Here is a 20,153-nt window from a genome sequence, read left to right on the forward strand (position 1 = left end):
ATGCAGAGCGCCATGGAGGACTTCTTCCGCGCGCTCCGGGCCGCGGACGTGAAGGTTTCGCCCGCCGAGGCCATCGACGCGCACCGGACCGTGGAAAAGGTCGGGTTCGCGGACCGGGAACTGTTCAAGGATGCGCTCTGTGCGACGCTCGCCAAGAGCGAGGACGAAGTCGAGCGCTTCGATGCGATCTTCGAGACCTTCTTCTCGCGCGACCAGCCGGACTTCGAGCCGCCGCCGCAAGGCCAGGGCGACCCGATGGACGGCCTGCCGCAAGGCGCCGAGGACTCCGAACTCGCCCGCATGCTGATGGAGGGCGATTCCGCGGGCCTGGCCCAGGCCATGGAGGAAGCCGCCGAACGCGCCCAGGTCTCGCAGATCCGGCTAACCACCCAGCGCTCACGCCTGACGCGGCGGCTGCTGGAAGAGATGGGCCTGGCGCAGATCGAGCAGATCATCGCCAACGCCCGGCGCCTGGACGGCGGCGGAGAAGGCGCCGATCGCCTGGAGGCCGGCAAGCGCCGCTTGGCCCAGGAAGCCCAGCGCTATGTCGAACGCCAGCACGAACTCTACGCCGCCGGCTCGGGCAAGATGCTGCGTGAGGAGATGCTGGCGAGGAAAGCGCTGAACGCCGAGGGCGGCATCGATCCGGTCGACCAGGCGATGATGCAGGCCCTGGTGAAGAAGATGGCCAAGCGGTTGGCCGACCGCTATTCGCGCCGCCGCAACCGCGCCCGCAAAGGCCACATGGACGTGCGCCGGACCCTGCGCAAATCCATGCCCTATGGCGGCATGCCGTTCGAGATCGTCTGGAAGACCGAGAAGATCGACAAGCCATCGATCATCTGCATCTGCGACGTGTCGAAGTCGGTGGCGGCCGCGGCCCAGTTCCTGCTGACCTTCCTCTATTCGCTGAACGAGGTGGTCGACCGGATGGAGGCCTACGCCTTCTCAGGCCGGCTGATCAGCGTGAACGACATTCTCGACGACGAGCATGTCGACGGGGCGATCTTCCAGGTGCTGCGCAAGATCGGCTTCCAACAGACCGACTATGGCAAGTCGCTGGAAGACTTCTGCGAGAACCACCTGGACCGGGTGGATCGGCACACCACCGTCATCTTCCTGGGCGATGGACGCTCGAACTACGCCGATCCGCGGCTGGACCTGATGGCGACGATCCACAACCGCGCCCGCTCGATCATCTGGCTCAATCCCGAGCCCGAGAGCTACTGGACACAGGGCGATAGCGTCATGCACCGCTACGAGCGGTTCTGCCATGTGGCCAAGACCTGCAACACGCTCGCGCAGCTAGAGCGGATCATCGAGGACGTGCTGCGCACCTACGTCCCACACTGAGCGGCGCAGGCGTTGGGCCTCGACCGCGCCGTAGGCCATGGCGGCCAGAAAGCCGAAATAGAGCACGTAGAGGCTGGCGACATAGCCGCGCCCCAGCAGGGTCGCGTCCGCCAGCTTGGCGGCGTGGCACAAGACCGTGAGGGCCTCGCAGGCCCAGGCCCCGATCAGCCAGCGGCGCGGATAGCGCCAAAGCAGAACGGTGACGAAGCAGAGCACGCCAGCATCGACAGCGGCTATGCCCCAGAGCGGCTGGCGCAGCCCACCATAGGCCTGGACCGCGGGACTGATGAAGAACGCCGCCAGGCTGGCGAGCGCCGTGGCGCGCTCCGGGCCGCCGCCCTTCCAGAGCACCCAGACGGTGACCGCCGCCGTGGCGATCCCGCCGATGAATTGAATGGGTGTGTCGAACATCGCGCCCCGCCGTACGCAGAGGACGGCGGGGCGCGCCCCCCGTCAAGCGGCCGAAACGACCGCTCGCAGCTCGGGCCGGGAGGTGTCGATCTGCGTCACCGGCTTGTCGGTCCCGGTGCCGTGCAGGGTGGTCGGGCGCACGCCCAGCTGAGGCGAGGCCTTCTCGAAGGCCGCGTGAGCGGCGACGGCGTGCTCGCGCGCCGCGCCCAGAGCGTCGATGGTGCGCGTCAAGGCGGCGACCGCTTCGTGACCCAGCACGGCCGAATAGTTGTGCTCGCGGCGCAGGGCGCTGGTCGTGGCGATCAGCAGGGCGGCCTTTTCGAGGGCGGCGTCGAGCGCGGCCTCGGTTTCGAACAGGGATGTGGCGATGGTCTGCGCCAGTTCGCGACGTTGCATGATGAGATCCTTCCTCCCCGGCTCGCGGCAAGGGATGGCTTGGCGTTGTCGGTTTCGATGGCTTGGGAAGCGCGCACCGTCAGCGCGGGAACCAGGCGTCGACGATCTGCATCAGGTGGCCGAGCTGGATGGCTATGCCGAGGCCGCCGATCAGCAGCGCGCCGGCCACCAGGGTGAACAGCATGGCGCTCAACAGTCTTCGCCAAGGGGAGGCCCCTGGGCCAGCCATCCCCAGGGCTGGGGGGGCTGTGCGTGCGCGGGCAACAAGACGAGCGCGATGCAGATAATCTCGCGCAGCAGATCGAGCTTCGTGAGATACGGGCTCATCTCGCGCGTCACCTGCAAGAGGTGATGCACCGTCTCCTTCTGTTGTCGGTCCTCCGCCAGGCTGTCGAATATCGCTTCCAGATCGCCCCAGGTGGACTGTGGCAGCTTGATCGCCGTGTGGGGCATGTGGCCCTCCTTTCGCGACCAAGCCGAGCACGTCGTCCAGGCTCTGCGGCAGGGGGAGCGGCGCCCCTACGTGATCATTACGTACATCGCCGACCAACATGCGCGCGGCGTCACGGCGGTTGGCGGCGCCGAGTTTGCGGATCGCCCGCTCGATGTGCTTGTCGACCGTGCGCGCCTCAAGCCCCAGCTCGCGGGCGATCTCCTTCGACTGGAGATGGCGGGCCACCCCCATGAGGCATTGACGCTCACGTGGGGTGAGCGAAGCCAGCCTGTCCATGACACCATCCCCCGGCCCCGTGGCCGGCCCCCGTCGGGCTTGCGCCGCCGCGCCTCCGCGAGACGCCCAGCGTCGCTTAACCCTTTCGGCGAGGCAAGCGAGGAGCCGTCACCAGCTGTCGATCCAGCGCAGCTTCTTCTCGGTCCGCACCGGCAACGGGGGAAGCGATTTCAGGCCCGCCAGCACCCAACGGCGGGTTTCTGCGGGGTCGATGACGTTGTCGAGCGAAGGGCTCATCGCCTGGGACAGCGCCTTGCCGCGCGCATAGGCCGCGGCCACCATCTCGTCGAACCGGGCCTTGCGCGCCGCCGGATCCTCGATCGCCGCCAGTTCGTTGCGATAGCCGAGCTTGACCGAGCCCTCCAGGCCCATGCCGCCGAACTCGCCGGTCGGCCAGGAGACGCAGAACATCGAGGCCTGATAGCTGCCGCCGGTCATGGCTATGGCGCCCAGGCCGTAGCTCTTGCGCAGGATCACTGAGAACAGCGGCACGGTCAGGTTCGCTCCGATCACGAACAGCCGCGAGCAGTGGCGGATCAGACCGGTCTTCTCCGCCTCCGGCCCGACCATGTTGCCCGGGGTGTCGGAGAGCGACAGCACCGGGATGTCGAAGGCCTCGCACAACTGCAGGAAGCGAGCGGCCTTGTCGGCGGCGTCGGAATCGATCGCCCCGCCCAGATGCTGCGGATTGTTGGCGAACACGCCGACCGGGCGGCCCTCGATGCGGATGAAGGCTGTCACCATCGCCAGGCCGAACCTCGGCCGCAGTTCCAGCATGGAGCCCTCGTCGGCGATCAGTTCGATCACCTTGCGGATATCGTAGACCCGCAGGCGGTTCTCCGGGATCGCGCCGCGCAGCAGGCGCTGGTCGGCGCACGACCAGTCCTTCACCGCCCCCTGGAAGTAGGACAGGTACTGCCGCGCCAAACGTACGGCGTGCGTCTCGTCGTCGGCGAGCACGTCGATGGTGCCGTTGGCCTGCATCACCTTGACCGGCCCGATTTCCTCGGGGCGGAAGACGCCAAGACCGCCGCCCTCGACCATGGCTGGGCCGCCCATGCCGAGCGCGGAGTCCCTGGTAGCGATGATCACGTCGCAGCAGCCGAGGATGGCGGCGTTGCCGGCGAAGCAGCGGCCGGACGAGATCCCGACCAGCGGCACAGCCCCGGAGAGCCGGCCCCAGAACTCGAAGCCGCGGATGAAGCCGCCGCCTTCAGTGTCGCCCGGCCGCCCGCCACCGCCCTCGGTGAAGAACACCGTCGGCAGCCGCCAGCGCGCGGCGATCTCGCTCATCCGGTCGAGCTTCTCGTGGTTGTGCGCGCCCTGGGTGCCGGCCAGGACGGTGTAGTCGTAGGCCATCACCGCGACGCGGGACTTCTCCTCTGGAAAGCGTTCGCCGTTGACCGAGCCCAGGCCCATGACCATGCCGTCGGCCGGGGTCTGCTCGATCAGCTCCTGGACCGTGTTGCGGCGGCGGCGCGCAGCCACGACCAGGGATCCGTATTCGGTGAAGCTGCCCGGATCGCAGAGGTCGTCGATATTTTCGCGTGTGGTGCGCTGGCCGGTCTTGCGCCGTCGCGCGACGGCGTCGGGCCGCGCCTCGTCGAGGGTCAGGCGCTGGCGCTCCAGCACCTCAGCGAGGTCGGGGCGGATGTGGTCGAGATCGACCGCTTCCTCGCCCTCGCCGCCTTCGTGCGCCACCTCGGCTGGCTCGACGAAGGCCAGGGCGTGATCCTCGAACACGGTATCGCCCTCGGCCACGGCGACGAGGCGCACGACCCCGGAGATGTCGGCGGCGATCACGTGCTCCATCTTCATGGCCTCCATGACGAAGAGCGGCTGGCCGGCGCGAACCTCTTCGCCCAGGGCGGCCATCACCCCGATCACCGTGCCTTGCAACGGCGCGCGGACAGCGCGCGTCCCCTGGGGCCCTTCCACCTCGTCAGCATCGTCGTCCAGGTCGGCCTGCGCCTTGCCGTGATGGAGGACGGCGAGCGGGTCGGAGGCGTCGATCCGGGCGCCAGCCCGCTTGGGCGCGCCTGCGGCCGCAACCTCGAAGTGCCGCGGCGCACGCGGCGATGCGACCGAGAGTTCGCCCATCGCCTCTTCGATGAAGCGGGTGTGGACATCGCCGACGACAACGGCGCGATGAGCCAGCAGGGTCTGAAGGAAGCCGATATTGGTCGCCACCCCAGCGATGCGAAACTCAGACAGGGCGCGGGCCGTCTTGGCCACGGCGGTCGCCAGGTCCGGCGCCTGGACGATCACCTTGGCCAGCAGCGAATCGAAACGCGCGCCAGTGCGGTAGCCGCTGTAGCCAAAGCCATCGACGCGCACCCCCGGACCGGACGGCGGCTCGTAGGCGGACAGCATCCCGCCCGACGGCTTGGCCGAGCCGTCCGCGGCCATGGTCTCCAGATTAACCCGCGCCTGGACCGCCACGCCGCGCGGCGGCGGGACCTCGTCCTGAAGCAGATGCAGGTCGGCCAGCGAGCCGCCGCGGGCGATCTCGATCTGCAGCCGCACGAGGTCCAGGCCGGTGACGGCCTCGGTCACCGTGTGCTCGACCTGCAGCCGTGGATTGGCCTCGATGAAGACGATGCGGTCGCCGTCGACCAGGAATTCCACCGTGCCGAGGCTGCGGTAGCGCGCAGCGCGGCCGAGGGCCATGGCGGCCTCGAACAGCCGCTCGCGCGTCTCGCGGGCCAGCATGGCGGCGGGCGCAATCTCGACCACCTTCTGCCGCTGGCGCTGCAGGCTGCATTCGCGGTCCCAGAGGTGGGAGACCACCTGGCCGTCACCGACGATCTGGACCTCGACGTGGCGTGCGCGGGGTAGGAATTCCTCGACATAGAGCGCGCCGTCGCCGAACGCGGCCCTGGCCTCCGAAGCGCAGCGCTCGAACGCCTCGTCCAGCTCATCGGGCGAATGGGCCAGGCGCATGCCGCGCCCGCCGCCGCCCGCCACAGCCTTGACCATCACCGCCCCGCCCGCGCCGAGGCTGGCCAGAAAGGCCTGCGCGCCCGCCAGACTGACCCCGCCGTCGCTCCCTGCCAGGACGGGCACGTCGCAGCGCGCAGCCAGGGCGCGGGCCGCGCCCTTGTCGCCGAAGAGATCAAGGGTCTCGGGATCAGGGCCGACGAAAGTCACGCCCGCCGCTGCGCAGGCGCGCGCGAAGGCCGCGTTCTCCGACAGGAAGCCGTAGCCCGGATGGATCGCATCGCAGGCGTGTTCGCGCGCGGCCGCCAGGATCGCCTCGGCGTCGAGATAGGCCGCAGGTCCCGCTAGGCCCAGCGCGTGGGCGGCGTCCGCCTGGCGGGTATGCAGCGAAGCCGCATCGTCGGTGGAAAACACCGCGAGGGTTTCAATCCCCATCTCGGCCGCCGTCCGGGCGATCCGGACAGCGATCTCGCCACGATTGGCGATGAGCAGCTTCTTCACGGGCGACATCCCCTCCAGGCTTTTCTTTCAGTCTGCCTGGGCGCCGCGGGGGACGTCTACGCCTGCCTGGACAAAAGCCCCTCGAAGAACGGCCGCACATAAAGCGCCGCGACCGTCTGGGGCGTGACACCGGGCGCCCAGTGGTGCAGCTCGGCGGCCGCATTAATCATCGCGGTCAGCATCTGGGCGCCGATATTCACATCGAGCGGACGCACCGAGCCGTCGGCGATGCCGTCCGAGATCAGCGAGGCGAAGCGGTCCGACAGCCGGTCGAACTGGGCGATCATCTGCGGCTGCAGCGCCTCGGGCGCAGAGCTCAACGCCGAGGCCCGCAGCAGGGGCACGTCGCCGGTCATCTGATGCTCGACCAGGGCCGAGGCGACCGTCGTCAGAACCTGGAGGCCGCTGGTGGCCACCTCCTCGGCCTGACGGATCGCGCGGCGCATGACTTCGAAGGTGCGCTCAAAACAAGCGACCACCAGTTCGTCCTTGGTGTCGTTGTGATGATAGAAGGCGCCCTTGGTGACGTTGAGCCGCGCCGAGATCTTTTCGACCGAGGCCCCGCGATAACCTTCCTCGTTGATCAGCTGGGTCGCGGCCCGCAGGAAGTGCTCGTTCGACGGAGCCTCCGCACCCTGGATCAGCTTGGGCAGGGCTACAGGGTTCCACGGCGCCCCCGGCGCGGCCAAGCCGTCGGCGGTGATCGACAGCACCCGCTGGGACACGCGTCCAAAGTCCTCAGGGTCGTGCCGCGGCAACCAGACCGGCGCCCAGAGCACCTCCGAGATCAGAATCTGCGCGCGTGCGCTGAGCGCGGTCTTCGACAGGCCGCGGCTCTCGCGCCCTTCCAGCAGCGCCCGCAGGCGGCGGAACATGTCGACATAGGCCGCATTGACCGGCGCGCAGTTCAGCGCGCGCACGTCGTTGAAGGCGACCAGCGGCGGCGTCTCGCCCAGACGGATACGGCGGCGCAGGTCGAAATAGGCGTCGAGGAACAACCGCAACCGCTCGCGCACGTCGCCGCCGGTGGCCGCCGCGGCGGCCACGGCGTTGTAGCGGTCGACGCCGTCGAGAAAGCAGGCCGAGGCCAACTCCTCCTTGTTCTTGAAGTAGTAGATGACGCCGGTCGGCACGAGCCCCAGGCGCGTCGCGACGTCCGCCAGCGTCATTCCCCGCACGCCCTTGCGGTTGAGCACGTCCACCGCCGAGACGATGATCGCGCTCTTGCGCTGCTCGAAGCGCCGGGTGGGCGCGCGCACGGTCGTCATTGCATCATGTACTCGGTTGCGAGGACGCCTCCCCGCGCCCTCGTCCTCACCATAGCAGGTTCGATCAGGCCGTCTTCAACAGCTCTGTGTCGATGGGGAGGCGTCGGATCCGCTTGCCGGTCGCCGCGAAGATCGCGTTGCACAGCGCCGGGAGCACTGGCGGCAGGGCCGGCTCCCCCAGCCCCGTCGGCGAATTGTCCGACTTGATGAAGTGGGTCTCGATCGGCGGCGCCTCGCCGATACGCATAAGGGGGTAGTCGCCGAAATTGCTCTCGACCGCTGCGCCGTTCTCGATGGTGATCTTCTGGTGAAGGGCGGCCGAGAGGCCGTCGAGCACCGAGCCCTCGATCTGGTTCAGCGCCCCCAGCGGGTTGATGACGTGACGGCCGATGTCGGCGGCGACCCACACCTTGACCAGTTTGACCGCCCCGCTCGCGGCGACCGCAACCTCGACCACTTCGGCGAAGTAACCGAGGTGGCTATAGTGGAAGGCGATGCCCATTCCGCCGCCCTTGGGCAGCTTGCGGCCCCAGCCCGACTTCTCGGCGGCCAGCTTGACGACCGCCGCCATGCGGCCGGCCGCGTAACCGGCCCCGCCCTCGCCGACCATCGGCTTGTCGCCCAGCAGCTTCAGGCGGAAGGCGACCGGGTCGGCGCCGGCTGCATGGGCCAGTTCGTCGATGAACGACTGCACTACGAAGGCGATCGCGTTCGAGCCCGGCGCGCGCAGCGGACCTGTCGGCACGCCGCATGGGATCATCGAGGAGTCGTAGCGGTAGTTGGCGAGGAACCGAGCCGGGAACTCGTTTGGCGACATGCCGGCGCTGCGCGCGAAGGTTCCGTTCTCGCCCAGGCTGACGAAATGGTCGTGCCAGCCGACGATTTCGCCCGAGGCGTTGACCCCGCCCTTGAGGAAGTGCCAGCCGGCCGGGCGATAGTAGTCGTGGCGCATGTCGTCTTCGCGCGTCCACAGCAGCTTGACCGGCGCGCCGGCCTGACGGGCGATCCAGGCGGCCTCGACCATGTAGTCGTTGGAAAGCCGCCGCCCGAACCCGCCGCCGCAGCGGATCAGGTGGATGGTGATCGCCTCGGGCGCGATGCCCAGGGTCTTGGCGACCAGTTGTCGGCCGGGCTCCGGGTTCTGGGTCGGGGCCCAGATCTCCAGCTTGCCGTCCTTGAAGTGCGCCGTGCAGTTCTGCGGCTCCAGATTGGCGTGCGAGATGAACGGATAGGCGTAGGCCGCCTCCACGGTCTTGGCCGCGCCGGCCAGAGCGGCGGCCACGTCGCCGTCGTTGCGCTCTGTCTTGCCCGGCGCCTTGGTGGAAAGCTCGACCGCACGCGCGTCGAAGCCCGCGCTCGACTGCTTGCCGGTCGGATGGTCGGCCCACTTCACCGCCAGCTTGTCGCGCCCCTTGCGCGCCGCCCACCAGCTCGTCGCGACCACCGCCACACCCGGCAGCAGGCCGTCGAGCGACTCGCCGCCCTCGACGACGAAGGCGTCCTTGACGCCCCTGACGCCCTTGGCCGCGGCGACATCGGCGCTCGCTACCTTCGCCCCAAACACCGGCGCCTTCTCGAAGGTCGCGAACAGCATGCCGGGCAGTGTCACGTCGATCCCAAACAGCGGCTTGCCGGTGACGATAGCGGCGGTGTCGACCTGACGCTTGGGCTGGCCGATGATCTTGTAGTCCTTGGGGTCCTTCAGCGGCACGGTCTTCAGGTCGGGGACCGGCGCGGTCGCCGCCTTCGCCGCCAGGGAGCCGTAGGTCGCCTTGCGGCCCGAGGCCTTGTGATGAACCACGCCCGAGGCGGTCGTGCATTCGCCGGCCGGAACACCCCAGCCCTGCGCCGCCGCCGCGACCAGCATCACGCGGGCCGCGGCGCCGACGCGGCGCAGCTCGTCCCAGTGCAGAGGCGTGGCCATGCTGCCGCCGGCGAACTGGCGGCCATAGGCGACCGGGTCGTTGTCGGCCTGCTGGGTGCGGACCGCCGACCAGTCGACGTCCAGCTCCTCGGCGATCAGCATCGGCAGCATGGTCTTGATGCCCTGGCCGATTTCCGGATTCTTGGCGACGATGGTCACCGTGTCGTCCGCCCCGACCCGCACATAGGCGTTCAGCTTGCCGCCTGCCGGCGCGGCCTCGCCCTTGCCGGCGACCGAGAACGAGATCACCAGGCCGGCGCCCGCCAGCACGTCGCGGCGCGAGGCCGAAGGCATCGATCCGTCAGCCATGGCCTTAAGCCTCCGCCTTCTGGCCAGAGGCCCGCTTAATCGCCGCCCGGATGCGAGTGTAGGTCGCGCAGCGGCAGATGTTTCCGCCCATCGCTTCGTCGATGTCGGCGTCGGTCGGCCTGGACTTGGCCTTGAGCAGAGCCGTCGCCGACATGATCTGGCCGGCCTGGCAGTATCCGCACTGGGCGACATCGAGCTCTGTCCAGGCGTCCTGAACCCGCTTGCCCACCGGGTCCGCCCCGACGCCTTCGATCGTCACGACCTTGGCCGCGCCCAGGCTTTCGACCGGCAGCGAGCAGGACCGCATCGGCGCGCCGTCCACATGCACCGTGCAGGCGCCGCACGCGCCGACGCCGCAACCGTACTTGGGCCCCAGCACCCCCAGGGTGTCGCGTAACACCCAGAGCAGCGGCGTATCGCCGTCGACATCGGCGGTCACGGCCTTGCCGTTCACGTTGAGCTTGAAGGCCATCGCCCGCCCTCCCCTGTTTGGCTGGAGCCTAATGGGCTGCGAGCGCTCACCGCAAGCGGAGGAAATCTAAAGCCCCGCCGGCGCGCACGTATCGGATAGACAGCTTTCGTTACAAAATAGACAGCATGAATTCTATGTAATGTGACGCATGAACTTTCGTTTACTTCCTTAAAAGTGCGTCATTACGTCGACTTAACAAGACTTCGCGGAAGCTCTCGCGCTATCTCCAAGTCATCGGCGGCCCGCACAGCCCCACAGACGAATTGGGAGAATTCAGATGTTCAAGCTCAGCAACACCATCGCCGGCCTCGCGACCCTGGCTCTGGCGACTGTCCCCGCGTTCGCCCTGACCACCGCCGCTCACGCCGCGCCGGCCGTCGTCAAGGTTTCGGATATCGACGTGACCTCGGCGCAAGGCGCCCAAGTCCTCGAACAGCGCATCAAGGTCGCCGCCCGCAAGGTCTGCACCGCACCGGCCAATCAAGGCGGCCTGTCCTACCGCAAGGCGTGCACCGACAGCGTGCGCGACGAAGTCCACGACGGCCTCGCCGCCCGCGACACCATGACGGCCAAGTCGCAAACCACCGAGATCGCGCGTCGCTGAGGTTTCCAGCCCCTCCCCGACCCGGCCCGCGCGAAAGGCCCGCCGTCCCCCGGCGGGCCTTTTCCTTTGCGCCGCCCCTCGGATCAGCGCGAGCCGGCAGCCTGCATTATGCGGTCGGACGACGGCCGGCCGGCCAGGCCCTCGGCGGGCGCCACGGTGATGTGCATCTCATCGCCGTGCATCGCGGCGGCGGGCTTGCGGCCTTCCACCAGCTTCACCTTGCGCAGTTGCGCCAGCAGGCTGCGGCCGTCCGGCCGACGCGCCATGCGCACCACGGCTTCGGCGGTCACATTGGCGGCGTCGGCGACAATGGCCGACGAGGCTGGCGAGGCGTCGGCCTCGAACGGAATCAGCCGCCGCGCGGCGCGGGTGGCCCGCGCGCTGGCCTGGGCCAGCCGCTCGAGCAGCGCCTGCGGGCTGAGCGGCGTCAGCTTAAGCGCACCGCCCGCGCCGGTCAGGGCGGCCGGAGATCCGCCCGGCCGATCGGGCGTGAAAAGGGTCAGGCCGCCGAGGCGCGTGGCGCGCAGCATCGGCTCGCCCAGGTCGTTCTTGTAGATGACGTCGCCGCGAGGCGCCGGGGACGGACGCAGCGCCCAGATCTCGGGGCTGTCCTCGAACTTCATGAAGACTCGCGTCTGGCTGCGATCCAGGACGAAGGCGTCGCCATCCTCGCTGACATAGCGCGCCACCGGCGGGCTGACGCGTCGGCCGGGGGCCGGGCGATCGCCGAACAGCCCCTCGCGCAGGGTCTGGGGGCCGGCGAGCGCGTACGACGGACAGCCGCCCCCCATCGCCGCGGCGAGCGCCGCGACGATGAGGGGCAGGTACGCTGACGCCGGTCTTTCGCTCACCATCGAGCTAGGCAGATGCCCGTTGAGTGGGGCGCTTTTTGGACGGGCGGCAAGCTTAGCCGGCCATGTACTGGCCACCGTTCAGCGACAGTGTCGATCCGGTCACATAGCCGGCGTGCTCGCCGGCCAGGAAGGCGACCATGTCGGCGATCTCCTCGCCCTTGCCCAGGCGGCCGACCGGAATTTGGCCAATGATCGAGGCCAGCACGTTCTCGGGCACCGCCTGAACCATCTCGGTGTCGATGTAGCCCGGACAGACGCAGTTGACCGTGACGCCCTTGCGGGCGTTCTCCAGGGCCAGCGCCTTGGTGAAGCCGATCACCCCGGCCTTGGCGGCCGAGTAGTTGGTCTGGCCCATCTGGCCCTTCTGGCCATTGATCGACGAGATATTGATCACCCGGCCCCAGCCGCGGTCGCGCATGCCTTCGATCACGTGACGCGTCATGTTGTAGACGCTGTCCATGTTCACCCGGATGACTTCCGACCACTGCTCGGGATCCATCTTGTGGAACACGCCGTCACGGGTGATGCCGGCGTTGTTGACCAGCACCTCGACGGGGCCGAGTTCTGCCTCGACGGCTGCGACCGCACGGCCACAATCCTCGAACACCCCGACATTGCCCTTCACGACCATGACGCCCAGCTCGGATGCGCAGGCCTGGGCGGCCTGCTCATTGCCCGAATAGCCGGCCGCCACCTTGAATCCGTCCGCCTTCAGCCGCTCGACGATCGCGCGGCCAATGCCGCGGGTTCCGCCAGTCACGAACGCCACTCTGCCCATCGGGCTTGCCTCCCATAGCTAAAGCTGGGGCGCCGGTTGGTCCGACGCTCCCTATACGGATCGTCAGACCGACTCGACGCACATGGCAACGCCCATGCCGCCACCGACACAGAGCGTCGCCAGCCCCTTCTTGGCGCCCGAACGTTTCATTTCGTGGACAAGGGTCGTGAGAATGCGCGCGCCCGAGGCGCCGATCGGGTGACCGATGGCGATGGCCCCGCCGTTCACGTTGACCTTGGCGGGATCGAGGCCGAGGTCGCGGACCACGCAGATCGACTGGGCCGCGAACGCCTCGTTCGATTCGACCAAGTCGAGGTCGCCGACGCTCCAGCCCGCCTTCTCAAGGGCCTTGCGGCTCGCCGGGATCGGACCGGTGCCCATGATCTCGGGCTCCACCCCGGCGTTGGCCCAGGAGGCGATGCGGGCCAGCGGCTTGAGACCGCGCTTGGCCGCTTCGTCGGCGCTCATCAGCACCAGCGCCGCGGCGCCGTCGTTCAGGCCCGAGGCGTTGGCGGCAGTCACCGAACCGTCCTTGGTGAAGGCCGGGCGCAGGCCCGATACGCTTTCGAGGGTCGCGCCGTGGCGGATGTACTCGTCCTGATCAACAATTGTATCGCCCTTGCGGCCCTTGATGGTCACGGGCGCGATCTCGGCGGTGAACTTGCCGGCCTTCTGGGCGGCCTCGGCCTTGTTCTGGCTCGCGACCGCGAACTTGTCCTGCTCCTCGCGGGTGATCTGCCAGCGGGCGGCGATGTTCTCGGCGGTCTGGCCCATGTGATAGCCGTGGAAGGCGTCCCACAGGCCGTCCTTGATCATGGTGTCGACCAGGGCCAGGTCGCCCATCTTCTGGCCTGAGCGCAGCTGCTGGGCATGCGGAGCCTGGCTCATGCTCTCCTGGCCGCCGGCGATGACGATGGCGGCCGAACCGTCGGCGATCTGCTGCGCACCAAGGGCAACGGCGCGCAGGCCCGAGCCGCAGAGCTGGTTCAAGCTCCAGGCCGGGCTCTCGACCGGAATACCCGCATTGACCGACGCCTGGCGCGCCGGGCCCTGGCCGGCGGCGGCCTGCAGCACCTGGCCCATGATCACTTCGCCGACGTCGGCGGCGGCGATGCCGGCCCGCTCGACCGCGGCCTGGATGGCGACCTTGCCCAACTCGTGGGCCGGGAGGCTTGAAAGCGCTCCATTGAACGAACCGACCGGGGTGCGGACGGCCGAGACGATAACGACGTCGCTCATGGCGTGCTCCTCAAGCTCCTTGGCTTTTTTCATCTATTGATAAAGGGCTGGATGAGAGCAAGGGGGCAAACTGGTTCGCCTTATCCGAACCTCGACTTTCCGAACGCGCTCGCATCCGCGATACTGCGGTGCAAGGATAAGAAGCCGCCGTGGGGGGCGGATTTCGATAAAGGATTTTGGGATGGCCGATACCCAGGGATCCGACGACGGACGCGTCGTCATCAAAAAGTATGCGAACCGGAGGCTCTATAACACCGCCTCCTCGTCCTACGTCACGCTCGAGCACCTGTCCGACATGGTCAAGCAGGGCGTCGACTTCGTGGTCTATGACGCCAAGACCAACGAGGATATCACCCGCACGGTCCTGACCCAGATCATCTTCGAGGAAGAGAGCCGCGAGGGACAGAACCTGCTGCCCATCCAGTTCCTGCGCCAGCTGATCGGCTTCTACGGCAACTCGATGCAGGCCTTCCTGCCGAGCTATCTGGAGCTGTCGCTCGCAACCTTCGCCGAGCAGCAGGAGCGCATGCGCGCCCAGTTCGCCAGCATCGGCCAGGGCAAGGGCCTAGGCGGCGCCTACGAGGACCAGATCCGCCAGAATCTCGCGATGTTCGACCGCGCGATGAAGATGTTCTCGCCCTTCGCCTACGCCCGGCCGGACGAGCCCGCCGCGCCCAAGGCCGCGCCGGAACCGGTGCCCGCCGCGCCGGCCGCCGACGAGACGCTCGACGTGCTGAAGCGGCAGATGGCCGAGATGCAGGCCCAGATCGAGAAGCTGGCCAAACGCTAGCTTAACCCGTCCGCGCTAGGGTTCCTGGTCATGACCTCGCCCATCGATCCCGCCCGCAGGTCCAACGCCGTGCGGCGCGTGCGCCGCTCGGACGATGCGGCTCGCGCCGACTCGGCCGACCGCAGCCTGCCGGTCGTCTACGAACCCGCCCCGCCGCCGGCTCCGGCGCCCGCCGCCCGGCCTGAAGCGGCCTACGCCGCCCACGTCCTCGGCCAGGACGGGCACAAGCGCGGCCTGCGCGGCGGCAAGGAGACGCTCGACAGCGCCCGCAACCTCTACAACAAGATCGAATATTCCGGCTCGGCCGACCGCCGCGCGCCCAAGGGCCGCGCCGCCAAGACCGAGGTCTAGCGGCTCAATAGGTGCTCCAGGCGCCGACGGTCGCGCCGAATTCGCCTCGGCGCGCATCGCCCCGGCGAATGAAGGCGTAGAGCCTTCCCCCGTCGCCGAAGTTCATTCCCAGGCTGGGATCGGAATCCACCTGCAGCAGCAGGCGCCAGTCGTCCAGCGCATCCTCAATGTCCTGCGGGACGTCCTCATCGCCGTCCGGATCCGGCAGCCCCCTAACCATGTGCTCGCAGATCAGAGGGAATCGTTCGCCCTGGATTTCGTCCGGATACCCGCCGACGCGATGAGCCGGTCCCTCCGGTTCCGGCGTCAGGAGATCCTCGATCCAGCCGCCGAACCCTCGATAGTCCACGCCCATCCAGTCGATGCTCGGAAGCGAATGGTGCGCCTGGAAACCGACGGGGCGCTCATCGAAAGCGGACCTTCCGGCTGCAACCGGCGCTCCGGGGGCCTGGACGCTGTACAGCACCGTGACCACGTCGGCGAAGCCGTGCCGCTCGCTGTCATAGAATGCGTAAATCCGCCCGACGTCCGGCAACCATTCCGCCCCCCCGGCGGCGCGCACCTCGGCAAGGTCGACTTGGCCCAGAAACGCCCGCTTGCCCCGAACGCCCGGCGGATGAACCGTGCCCGCCGGCAAGTCCGGATGGCCGCCAAGCTTGGAAAACCGCGGCTGGTCCACCGAGACAAGCATCAGCGCCGGCTCCGCTGCACCCTCCTGGCGCTCGCGCAGCTGCCCGATCCTGCCGGCAAGCTCAGGCTTCCTTTCGTTCGTGGCCCGCTCCGCCGCGGCCCAGCGCCGCCACAACAGGATCGCGCCAACCAGGACAATCAAAGCAACCAGCGCGAAAACCATGATCTCCCTCGACCTTAATTTTGACCGATCGAGCCAAGCTGAGCAGCAGCCAGGAGTCAAGAACATAAAGGGAACAGTCGCCCTCTAGCGCCCCTTCAGCCGCGCGAGCTCGGCCTCCAGCGCGGCCACCTTCCGCTCCAGGGCCCCCAGGCGGCCGGCCAGATCGCCCTGGCCCGGCACAGGCGTGGAGACCCCGGCGCGGTCGGCGACCTCGGCGGGGGGCACGCCCAGCAGGTCGGCGAAAATGCCTACCTCCTCGGCGGAAAGTTCCCGTTGGTCCTTGAAGGCGAGGGCGAGGTCGGCCTCGCTCATCCCCGCCGCGGCGGCCATGATACGAGGGTTCAAGCCGCGTTCGGCCAGTTTTTCCTCGAACCACTGGCGATCGAAGAACAGCGCCATCAGGGCCGGCCCGCTTGGCGCCGGTCTTGCTTAACGACGGGTGAATCCGCAGCCGCCAGGACATCCATGTTCGCCATCGCCACCCGCTTCTTCGATCTGGCCGTCGTCACCCTGATCTTCACGGCGCTCACCTAGGCGTCGTCGGGCCCGAAATCGACGTCGCGGCGGGCCGAGACGATGGTGACGATGAAGCCGGCCAGCACGTCCAGCAGCACCATCACCCCCAGCAGGAAGAAGGTCGAGGTGGCGAAGGCCGGCGCCAGCAGAAACTCCACCAGGCAGCCGATGAACAGCAGCATCGACAGGGCGTGATTGACGATCGCCGTGCGGCGGCTGGTCGTCGACTTCAGCATCTCGACGAACAGCACCACCAGTCCGGCCAGCAGCAGCAGGTCGCCCAGGGTGACCGGCCAGTCGACGCCGGTGCTCATGGCCAGTGTGAACAGCGGCTCGCTCATCCGGATCGCCGCCTCCTGCGAGCCGAAGCCGCCCGGCAGGGTCAGCGCGGCCAGATTGTAGGCGAGCACCGGCAGGGCCAGCAGCGGCAATGCGGCGAACATGACAACCCCTCCCCCTTCGGGATCGAGCAGGAGTCTCCGCTGCTTCTCCAGGCGCGACAAGGGTTTAGAACTCGTCGACCGCGCCCGGCAGGCGCGAGCGCGACTGCAGCCACATGACGCCGAACAGGTCCGAGAGCGAGGCCCACAGCCGGCCCAGATTGGTGTACTTCGACTGACCGGTCTGGCGGTGGCGGTGGTTCACCGGCCGGAAGTCGACCTTGTAGCCCTCGCGCAGCATCAGGGCCGGCAGATAGCGGTGGATGTGATCGAAGTAGGGCAGGCGCAGGAACGCCTCGCGGCGGAACGCCTTCAGGCCGCAACCGGTGTCGTTGGCGGTGTCCTTGAGCAGCTTCTTACGCACGCCGTTGCCGAACTTCGAGGCGAACTTCTTGGCGGCGCTGTCCTGGCGCTTCACCCGCTCGCCGCCGACCAGCACGAGATCGGCCGGGCCGGCGTTCAGGGCGTCGACCAGCTTGGGGCCGTCGGCGGGGTCGTTCTGGCCGTCGCCGTCCAGGGTGACGACCACATCGCCGCGGGCGGCCAGGATGCCGGTCCGGATCGAGCGGCTCTGACCGGAGTTCTTCGTGTGACCAAGCACCCGGAGCTGCGGAATCTCGGACTTCAGCGCAGTCAGCGCCGCGCGAGTGCCGTCGCGGCTCTTGTCGTCGACGAAGATCATCTCGTAATCGCGGCCGGCGAAGGCGGCGGCGATCTCGCGGGCGAGGTCGGGCGCCGCGCCCTCCTCGTCGAAGACGGGGACGACCACGGAAATGTCGGGCGTTGATTTGGCCATGCCCCTCCATAGCGGAAAATTCGCCGTGCGGATGCTATCAACGTGGCCATGAGTCTTCAGGCCTATTTGGACCGGTTCAGCCGGGGCTGGCGCGCGCCGGCCGTCGCCGCTCTGATCGCATTCCTGGCGGGCTTGCCCGGCGTCTTCGCCATGCCGCCGCTGGACCGTGACGAGAGCCGGTTTGCACAGGCCACCGCCCAGATGCTGGAGACCGGCGACTTCGTCGTCATCAAGTTCCAGGATCAGCCGCGTTTCAAGAAGCCGGTCGGCATCCACTGGCTTCAGGCGGCGAGCGTAGCGCTGACCTCAGACCCCGCCGACCGCGAAATCTGGGCCTATCGCCTGCCCTCGCTGCTCGGCGCCATGCTCGCCGCCGCCGCCTGCGCCTGGGGTGCGGCGGCCTTCTTCGGCGCGCCGACGGGGTTGGTGGCCGGCGCGATCCTCGGCTCGACCTTCCTGCTGTCGACCGAGGCCTTCATCGCCAAGACCGACGCGGTGCTAGCCGGGACCACGACCCTGGCGCTGGCGGCCTTGGCCCGGATCTACGCGGCCTCGCGCGATGGTCCGCCCGTCGGGCGCCTGACGCGGCTGCTGTTCTGGTTGGGGCTTTCGGTCTCGATCCTGGTCAAGGGGCCGGTCGGACTGATGGTCGTCGCCCTGACCGTGCTCGGCCTCTGGGCGTGGGACCGCCAGGGCGCCTGGTTGAAGAGCCTGGGCTGGATCTGGGGCCTGATCCTGCTGGCGGCGATCGTCGGGCCCTGGGCCAGCGCGGTCACCGTCGCCACCGATGGCGGCTTCTGGACCACCGCCTTCGGCGCCGACTTCGCACCCAAGCTGGTCGGCGGTCAGGAAAGCCACGGCGCGCCGCCCGGCTATCACACCCTGCTCACGCCTCTGCTGATCTTCCCGGGCACGCTGCTGCTGCCTGCCGCCCTGGCCCTGGCCTGGCGTGGACGCAACGAGCCGGGCGTGCGCTTCGCCGTCTGCTGGCTGGTTCCGGCCTTCATCGTCTTCGAGGCGACGCCGACCAAGCTCGTCCATTACACCCTGCCGACCTATGGCGCCCTGGCCTGGCTGATGGCCGCTGCGGTAATGCGGGCGCCGCTGGGCCGTGTGGTCCGCTGGTTGGGAATCGGGCTCTGCGCCTTCGTCGGCGTCGTCCTCGGCGCAGCGGTCTTCTATCTCTACGGCGAATACGGCGATCCCGGCGACCTACCCGCCACCGTCCTGACCGCGCTCCTCCTGGCCGCCGGCGGACTGAGCGGCGCCTATCTCACCTGGCGGCGCGATGCGGTCAGCGGCCTGGCCGCCGCCTGCGCCCTCACCGTCCTCGGCCACGGCGCCTTCGCAGGCCTGTTCGCACCGAACCTCGATCCGCTGTGGCTCTCCCAGCGCACGGAAAAGATGCTGGAGGACGCCCGCCTGCTGCCGCGCCAGGGCTTCATCGCCGCGCCCGTGGCGGTCGCCGGCTACGCCGAGCCTAGCCTGGTCTTCGCCCTCGGCACGCCCACCGACCTGGGCGACGTGCCCGAGGCCATCGCCGCCCTGGCGGACGAACGCCCGGCCGTAGTGGAAGGCCGTGAGCAAGCTCAGTTCGAAGCCGCCCTGAAGGCCGCGGGAATCAAGGCCCGCCAGATCGGCAAGGTCGAGGGCCTCGACTATTCCAACGGCGATGAGACGACTTTACGGATCTACGCTCCCGTCCCATCTGAGGCCCCATGACCCGCTTCATCGAAATCGTCGAGGTCGGCCCGCGCGACGGGCTGCAGAACGAAAAGGCCATCCTGGACGTCGGGCAGAAGCTCGACTTCATCGGCCGACTGCAGCGCGCCGGCGCCAGGCGGATGGAGGTCGTCTCCTTCGTCAATCCGAATCGTGTCCCGCAGATGGCCGGGGCGGAGGAGATCATGGCGGCCCTGCCCGCAGGTTCGGGCCTCTCGCGCATCGGCCTGGTGCTGAACATGCGCGGCTGGGAGCGGGCGGTCGCGGCTGGCTGCGACGAGGCCAATGTCGTGGTCTGCTCCTCCGACGGCTTCGGGATCCGCAATCAGGGCGCCAGCGTCGACGAACAGGTCGCCGCCATGCACGCCATCGCGCAGCGCCAGGCGAGCGAGGGCGGGCCACCCATCACCGTCACCTTCTCGACCGCCTTCGGCTGCCCGTTCGACGGCGAGGTGCCGATGGACCGCGTGGTCGGCCTGGCCCGCGAGGCGGCCGACGCCAAGGTGGCCGAGATCGCCCTGGCCGACACCATCGGCGTCGCCGATCCCTGGATGGTCCGCGCCCGCGTAGAGGCGGTTAAGGCCGTCATCGGCGACATCCCGCTGCGCCTGCATTTCCACGACACGCGCAACACGGGCTTGGCCAACGCCTATGCGGGCGTGGAGGCCGGGATCGACATCCTGGATGCGAGCTGCGGCGGCCTTGGCGGCTGCCCGTTCGCGCCGGCCGCGACCGGCAACATCGGGACCGAGGACCTGGTTTACATGCTGGAGCGGGCCGGTTTCGAGACCGGCTACGACATCGACGCCCTGATCGGGACGGCGCAGTGGATGTCGGGCGTACTCGACAAACCGATCGCCGCTTCGGTCAGCCGCGCCGGGACCTTCCCGCCCGCCTGACCCTCGA

20 protein-coding genes and 1 pseudogene are annotated in these 20,153 nt (G+C 68.6%); 6 read left to right on the forward strand and 15 right to left on the reverse strand.

From position 1 onward, the window contains the following. Entirely contained in the window at positions 1-1,353 is a 1,353-nt protein-coding gene (locus ACE3T2_RS12265; RefSeq protein ID WP_374657701.1) for a VWA domain-containing protein, read from the forward strand. Here ACE3T2_RS12265 and ACE3T2_RS12270 read toward each other — a convergent pair. From ACE3T2_RS12270 to ACE3T2_RS12305, 8 genes and pseudogenes are all read right to left on the reverse strand, one after another. Next, entirely contained in the window at positions 1,306-1,764 is a 459-nt protein-coding gene (locus ACE3T2_RS12270; protein WP_374657703.1) for a hypothetical protein, read from the reverse strand. The genes ACE3T2_RS12265 and ACE3T2_RS12270 overlap by 48 nt on opposite strands. 42 nt (positions 1,765-1,806) lie before the next feature. Then, positions 1,807-2,160: a hypothetical protein gene (locus ACE3T2_RS12275; RefSeq protein WP_374657705.1), complete on the reverse strand. Its 354-nt coding sequence runs from the start codon at positions 2,158-2,160 to the stop codon at positions 1,807-1,809. Between the two features lie 189 nt (positions 2,161-2,349). After that, on the reverse strand, positions 2,350-2,613 hold the full coding sequence (locus tag ACE3T2_RS12280) for a hypothetical protein (RefSeq protein WP_374657707.1): 264 nt from the start codon (positions 2,611-2,613) through the stop codon (positions 2,350-2,352). Positions 2,614-2,722: 109 nt separating this feature from the next. After that, a pseudogene (locus ACE3T2_RS12285) lies at positions 2,723-2,890 on the reverse strand (response regulator transcription factor); the annotation flags it as partial. Positions 2,891-2,998: 108 nt separating this feature from the next. After that, positions 2,999-6,340, reverse strand: a complete 3,342-nt coding sequence (locus ACE3T2_RS12290) for a carboxyl transferase domain-containing protein (protein ID WP_374657709.1) — start codon at positions 6,338-6,340, stop codon at positions 2,999-3,001. A 47-nt stretch (positions 6,341-6,387) separates the two neighbouring features. Further along, positions 6,388-7,599 carry a TetR/AcrR family transcriptional regulator gene (locus ACE3T2_RS12295; protein ID WP_374657711.1) on the reverse strand — a complete coding sequence of 404 codons (1,212 nt, stop codon included), beginning with the start codon at positions 7,597-7,599 and terminating at the stop codon, positions 6,388-6,390. Positions 7,600-7,663: 64 nt separating this feature from the next. Continuing rightward, positions 7,664-9,832 carry a molybdopterin cofactor-binding domain-containing protein gene (locus ACE3T2_RS12300; protein ID WP_374657713.1) on the reverse strand — a complete coding sequence of 723 codons (2,169 nt, stop codon included), beginning with the start codon at positions 9,830-9,832 and terminating at the stop codon, positions 7,664-7,666. Positions 9,833-9,836: 4 nt separating this feature from the next. Beyond that, positions 9,837-10,304 carry a (2Fe-2S)-binding protein gene (locus tag ACE3T2_RS12305; RefSeq protein WP_374657715.1) on the reverse strand — a complete coding sequence of 156 codons (468 nt, stop codon included), beginning with the start codon at positions 10,302-10,304 and terminating at the stop codon, positions 9,837-9,839. A gap of 277 nt (positions 10,305-10,581) precedes the next feature. On the opposite strand from ACE3T2_RS12305, the gene ACE3T2_RS12310 reads away from it, so the two are divergent. Beyond that, positions 10,582-10,908 (forward strand): UrcA family protein, encoded by a 327-nt coding sequence (locus tag ACE3T2_RS12310; RefSeq protein WP_374657717.1) that lies wholly within the window; start codon positions 10,582-10,584, stop codon positions 10,906-10,908. A gap of 83 nt (positions 10,909-10,991) precedes the next feature. Here the strand turns inward: ACE3T2_RS12310 and ACE3T2_RS12315 are convergent, their stop codons facing one another. The 3 genes from ACE3T2_RS12315 to ACE3T2_RS12325 all read right to left on the reverse strand — a co-directional run bounded on the left by ACE3T2_RS12315 (position 10,992) and on the right by ACE3T2_RS12325 (position 13,779). Next, the gene (locus ACE3T2_RS12315) at positions 10,992-11,762 is read right to left on the reverse strand and encodes a DUF4908 domain-containing protein (protein WP_374657719.1); all 771 of its coding nucleotides are present in this window, start codon (positions 11,760-11,762) and stop codon (positions 10,992-10,994) included. Between the two features lie 52 nt (positions 11,763-11,814). Further along, positions 11,815-12,540: a beta-ketoacyl-ACP reductase gene (locus ACE3T2_RS12320; protein ID WP_374657721.1), complete on the reverse strand. Its 726-nt coding sequence runs from the start codon at positions 12,538-12,540 to the stop codon at positions 11,815-11,817. 63 nt (positions 12,541-12,603) lie between these two features. Then, a complete protein-coding gene (locus tag ACE3T2_RS12325; RefSeq protein ID WP_374657723.1) occupies positions 12,604-13,779 on the reverse strand; it encodes an acetyl-CoA C-acetyltransferase in 1,176 nt (391 codons plus the stop codon). A gap of 181 nt (positions 13,780-13,960) precedes the next feature. On the opposite strand from ACE3T2_RS12325, the gene phaR reads away from it, so the two are divergent. Together phaR and ACE3T2_RS12335 are read left to right on the forward strand one after the other, a co-directional pair. Next, the gene (gene phaR, locus ACE3T2_RS12330) at positions 13,961-14,569 is read left to right on the forward strand and encodes a polyhydroxyalkanoate synthesis repressor PhaR (protein ID WP_374657725.1); all 609 of its coding nucleotides are present in this window, start codon (positions 13,961-13,963) and stop codon (positions 14,567-14,569) included. A gap of 30 nt (positions 14,570-14,599) precedes the next feature. Then, the gene (locus tag ACE3T2_RS12335; RefSeq protein ID WP_374657727.1) at positions 14,600-14,920 is read left to right on the forward strand and encodes a hypothetical protein; all 321 of its coding nucleotides are present in this window, start codon (positions 14,600-14,602) and stop codon (positions 14,918-14,920) included. 4 nt (positions 14,921-14,924) lie between these two features. Here the strand turns inward: ACE3T2_RS12335 and ACE3T2_RS12340 are convergent, their stop codons facing one another. From ACE3T2_RS12340 to ACE3T2_RS12355, 4 genes are all read right to left on the reverse strand, one after another. Continuing rightward, positions 14,925-15,773: a DUF1963 domain-containing protein gene (locus ACE3T2_RS12340; protein ID WP_374657729.1), complete on the reverse strand. Its 849-nt coding sequence runs from the start codon at positions 15,771-15,773 to the stop codon at positions 14,925-14,927. An 84-nt stretch (positions 15,774-15,857) separates the two neighbouring features. Then, positions 15,858-16,172, reverse strand: coding sequence for a DNA-binding protein (locus ACE3T2_RS12345; protein ID WP_374657731.1), 315 nt, complete (start codon positions 16,170-16,172; stop codon positions 15,858-15,860). A 131-nt stretch (positions 16,173-16,303) separates the two neighbouring features. Further along, complete coding sequence (locus ACE3T2_RS12350; RefSeq protein WP_374657733.1) at positions 16,304-16,732, reverse strand: hypothetical protein; 429 nt, start codon at positions 16,730-16,732, stop codon at positions 16,304-16,306. A 64-nt stretch (positions 16,733-16,796) separates the two neighbouring features. Continuing rightward, positions 16,797-17,525, reverse strand: a complete 729-nt coding sequence (locus tag ACE3T2_RS12355) for a glycosyltransferase family 2 protein (RefSeq protein WP_374657735.1) — start codon at positions 17,523-17,525, stop codon at positions 16,797-16,799. A gap of 48 nt (positions 17,526-17,573) precedes the next feature. On the opposite strand from ACE3T2_RS12355, the gene ACE3T2_RS12360 reads away from it, so the two are divergent. Together ACE3T2_RS12360 and ACE3T2_RS12365 are read left to right on the forward strand one after the other, a co-directional pair. Beyond that, complete coding sequence (locus ACE3T2_RS12360) at positions 17,574-19,247, forward strand: ArnT family glycosyltransferase (protein WP_374657892.1); 1,674 nt, start codon at positions 17,574-17,576, stop codon at positions 19,245-19,247. Beyond that, positions 19,244-20,146, forward strand: a complete 903-nt coding sequence (locus ACE3T2_RS12365) for a hydroxymethylglutaryl-CoA lyase (protein WP_374657737.1) — start codon at positions 19,244-19,246, stop codon at positions 20,144-20,146. The genes ACE3T2_RS12360 and ACE3T2_RS12365 overlap by 4 nt, the downstream gene beginning before the upstream one ends. The last annotated feature ends 7 nt before the right edge of the window (positions 20,147-20,153 follow it).

It is taken from the genome of Phenylobacterium sp. (genome assembly GCF_041919955.1).
Lineage (GTDB): Bacteria > Pseudomonadota > Alphaproteobacteria > Caulobacterales > Caulobacteraceae > Phenylobacterium.

What these genes read in the sequence shown, in the direction of transcription:
- ACE3T2_RS12265 (WP_374657701.1), top strand. Translation starts at nt 1, where the DNA reads ATGCAGAGCGCCATGGAGGACTTCTTCCGCGCGCTCCGGGCCGCGGAC.
- ACE3T2_RS12270 (WP_374657703.1), bottom strand. Translation starts at nt 1,764, where the DNA reads ATGTTCGACACACCCATTCAATTCATCGGCGGGATCGCCACGGCGGCG.
- ACE3T2_RS12275 (WP_374657705.1), bottom strand. Translation starts at nt 2,160, where the DNA reads ATGCAACGTCGCGAACTGGCGCAGACCATCGCCACATCCCTGTTCGAA.
- ACE3T2_RS12280 (WP_374657707.1), bottom strand. Translation starts at nt 2,613, where the DNA reads ATGCCCCACACGGCGATCAAGCTGCCACAGTCCACCTGGGGCGATCTG.
- ACE3T2_RS12290 (WP_374657709.1), bottom strand. Translation starts at nt 6,340, where the DNA reads ATGTCGCCCGTGAAGAAGCTGCTCATCGCCAATCGTGGCGAGATCGCT.
- ACE3T2_RS12295 (WP_374657711.1), bottom strand. Translation starts at nt 7,599, where the DNA reads ATGACGACCGTGCGCGCGCCCACCCGGCGCTTCGAGCAGCGCAAGAGC.
- ACE3T2_RS12300 (WP_374657713.1), bottom strand. Translation starts at nt 9,832, where the DNA reads ATGGCTGACGGATCGATGCCTTCGGCCTCGCGCCGCGACGTGCTGGCG.
- ACE3T2_RS12305 (WP_374657715.1), bottom strand. Translation starts at nt 10,304, where the DNA reads ATGGCCTTCAAGCTCAACGTGAACGGCAAGGCCGTGACCGCCGATGTC.
- ACE3T2_RS12310 (WP_374657717.1), top strand. Translation starts at nt 10,582, where the DNA reads ATGTTCAAGCTCAGCAACACCATCGCCGGCCTCGCGACCCTGGCTCTG.
- ACE3T2_RS12315 (WP_374657719.1), bottom strand. Translation starts at nt 11,762, where the DNA reads ATGGTGAGCGAAAGACCGGCGTCAGCGTACCTGCCCCTCATCGTCGCG.
- ACE3T2_RS12320 (WP_374657721.1), bottom strand. Translation starts at nt 12,540, where the DNA reads ATGGGCAGAGTGGCGTTCGTGACTGGCGGAACCCGCGGCATTGGCCGC.
- ACE3T2_RS12325 (WP_374657723.1), bottom strand. Translation starts at nt 13,779, where the DNA reads ATGAGCGACGTCGTTATCGTCTCGGCCGTCCGCACCCCGGTCGGTTCG.
- phaR (WP_374657725.1), top strand. Translation starts at nt 13,961, where the DNA reads ATGGCCGATACCCAGGGATCCGACGACGGACGCGTCGTCATCAAAAAG.
- ACE3T2_RS12335 (WP_374657727.1), top strand. Translation starts at nt 14,600, where the DNA reads ATGACCTCGCCCATCGATCCCGCCCGCAGGTCCAACGCCGTGCGGCGC.
- ACE3T2_RS12340 (WP_374657729.1), bottom strand. Translation starts at nt 15,773, where the DNA reads ATGGTTTTCGCGCTGGTTGCTTTGATTGTCCTGGTTGGCGCGATCCTG.
- ACE3T2_RS12345 (WP_374657731.1), bottom strand. Translation starts at nt 16,172, where the DNA reads ATGGCGCTGTTCTTCGATCGCCAGTGGTTCGAGGAAAAACTGGCCGAA.
- ACE3T2_RS12350 (WP_374657733.1), bottom strand. Translation starts at nt 16,732, where the DNA reads ATGTTCGCCGCATTGCCGCTGCTGGCCCTGCCGGTGCTCGCCTACAAT.
- ACE3T2_RS12355 (WP_374657735.1), bottom strand. Translation starts at nt 17,525, where the DNA reads ATGGCCAAATCAACGCCCGACATTTCCGTGGTCGTCCCCGTCTTCGAC.
- ACE3T2_RS12360 (WP_374657892.1), top strand. Translation starts at nt 17,574, where the DNA reads ATGAGTCTTCAGGCCTATTTGGACCGGTTCAGCCGGGGCTGGCGCGCG.
- ACE3T2_RS12365 (WP_374657737.1), top strand. Translation starts at nt 19,244, where the DNA reads ATGACCCGCTTCATCGAAATCGTCGAGGTCGGCCCGCGCGACGGGCTG.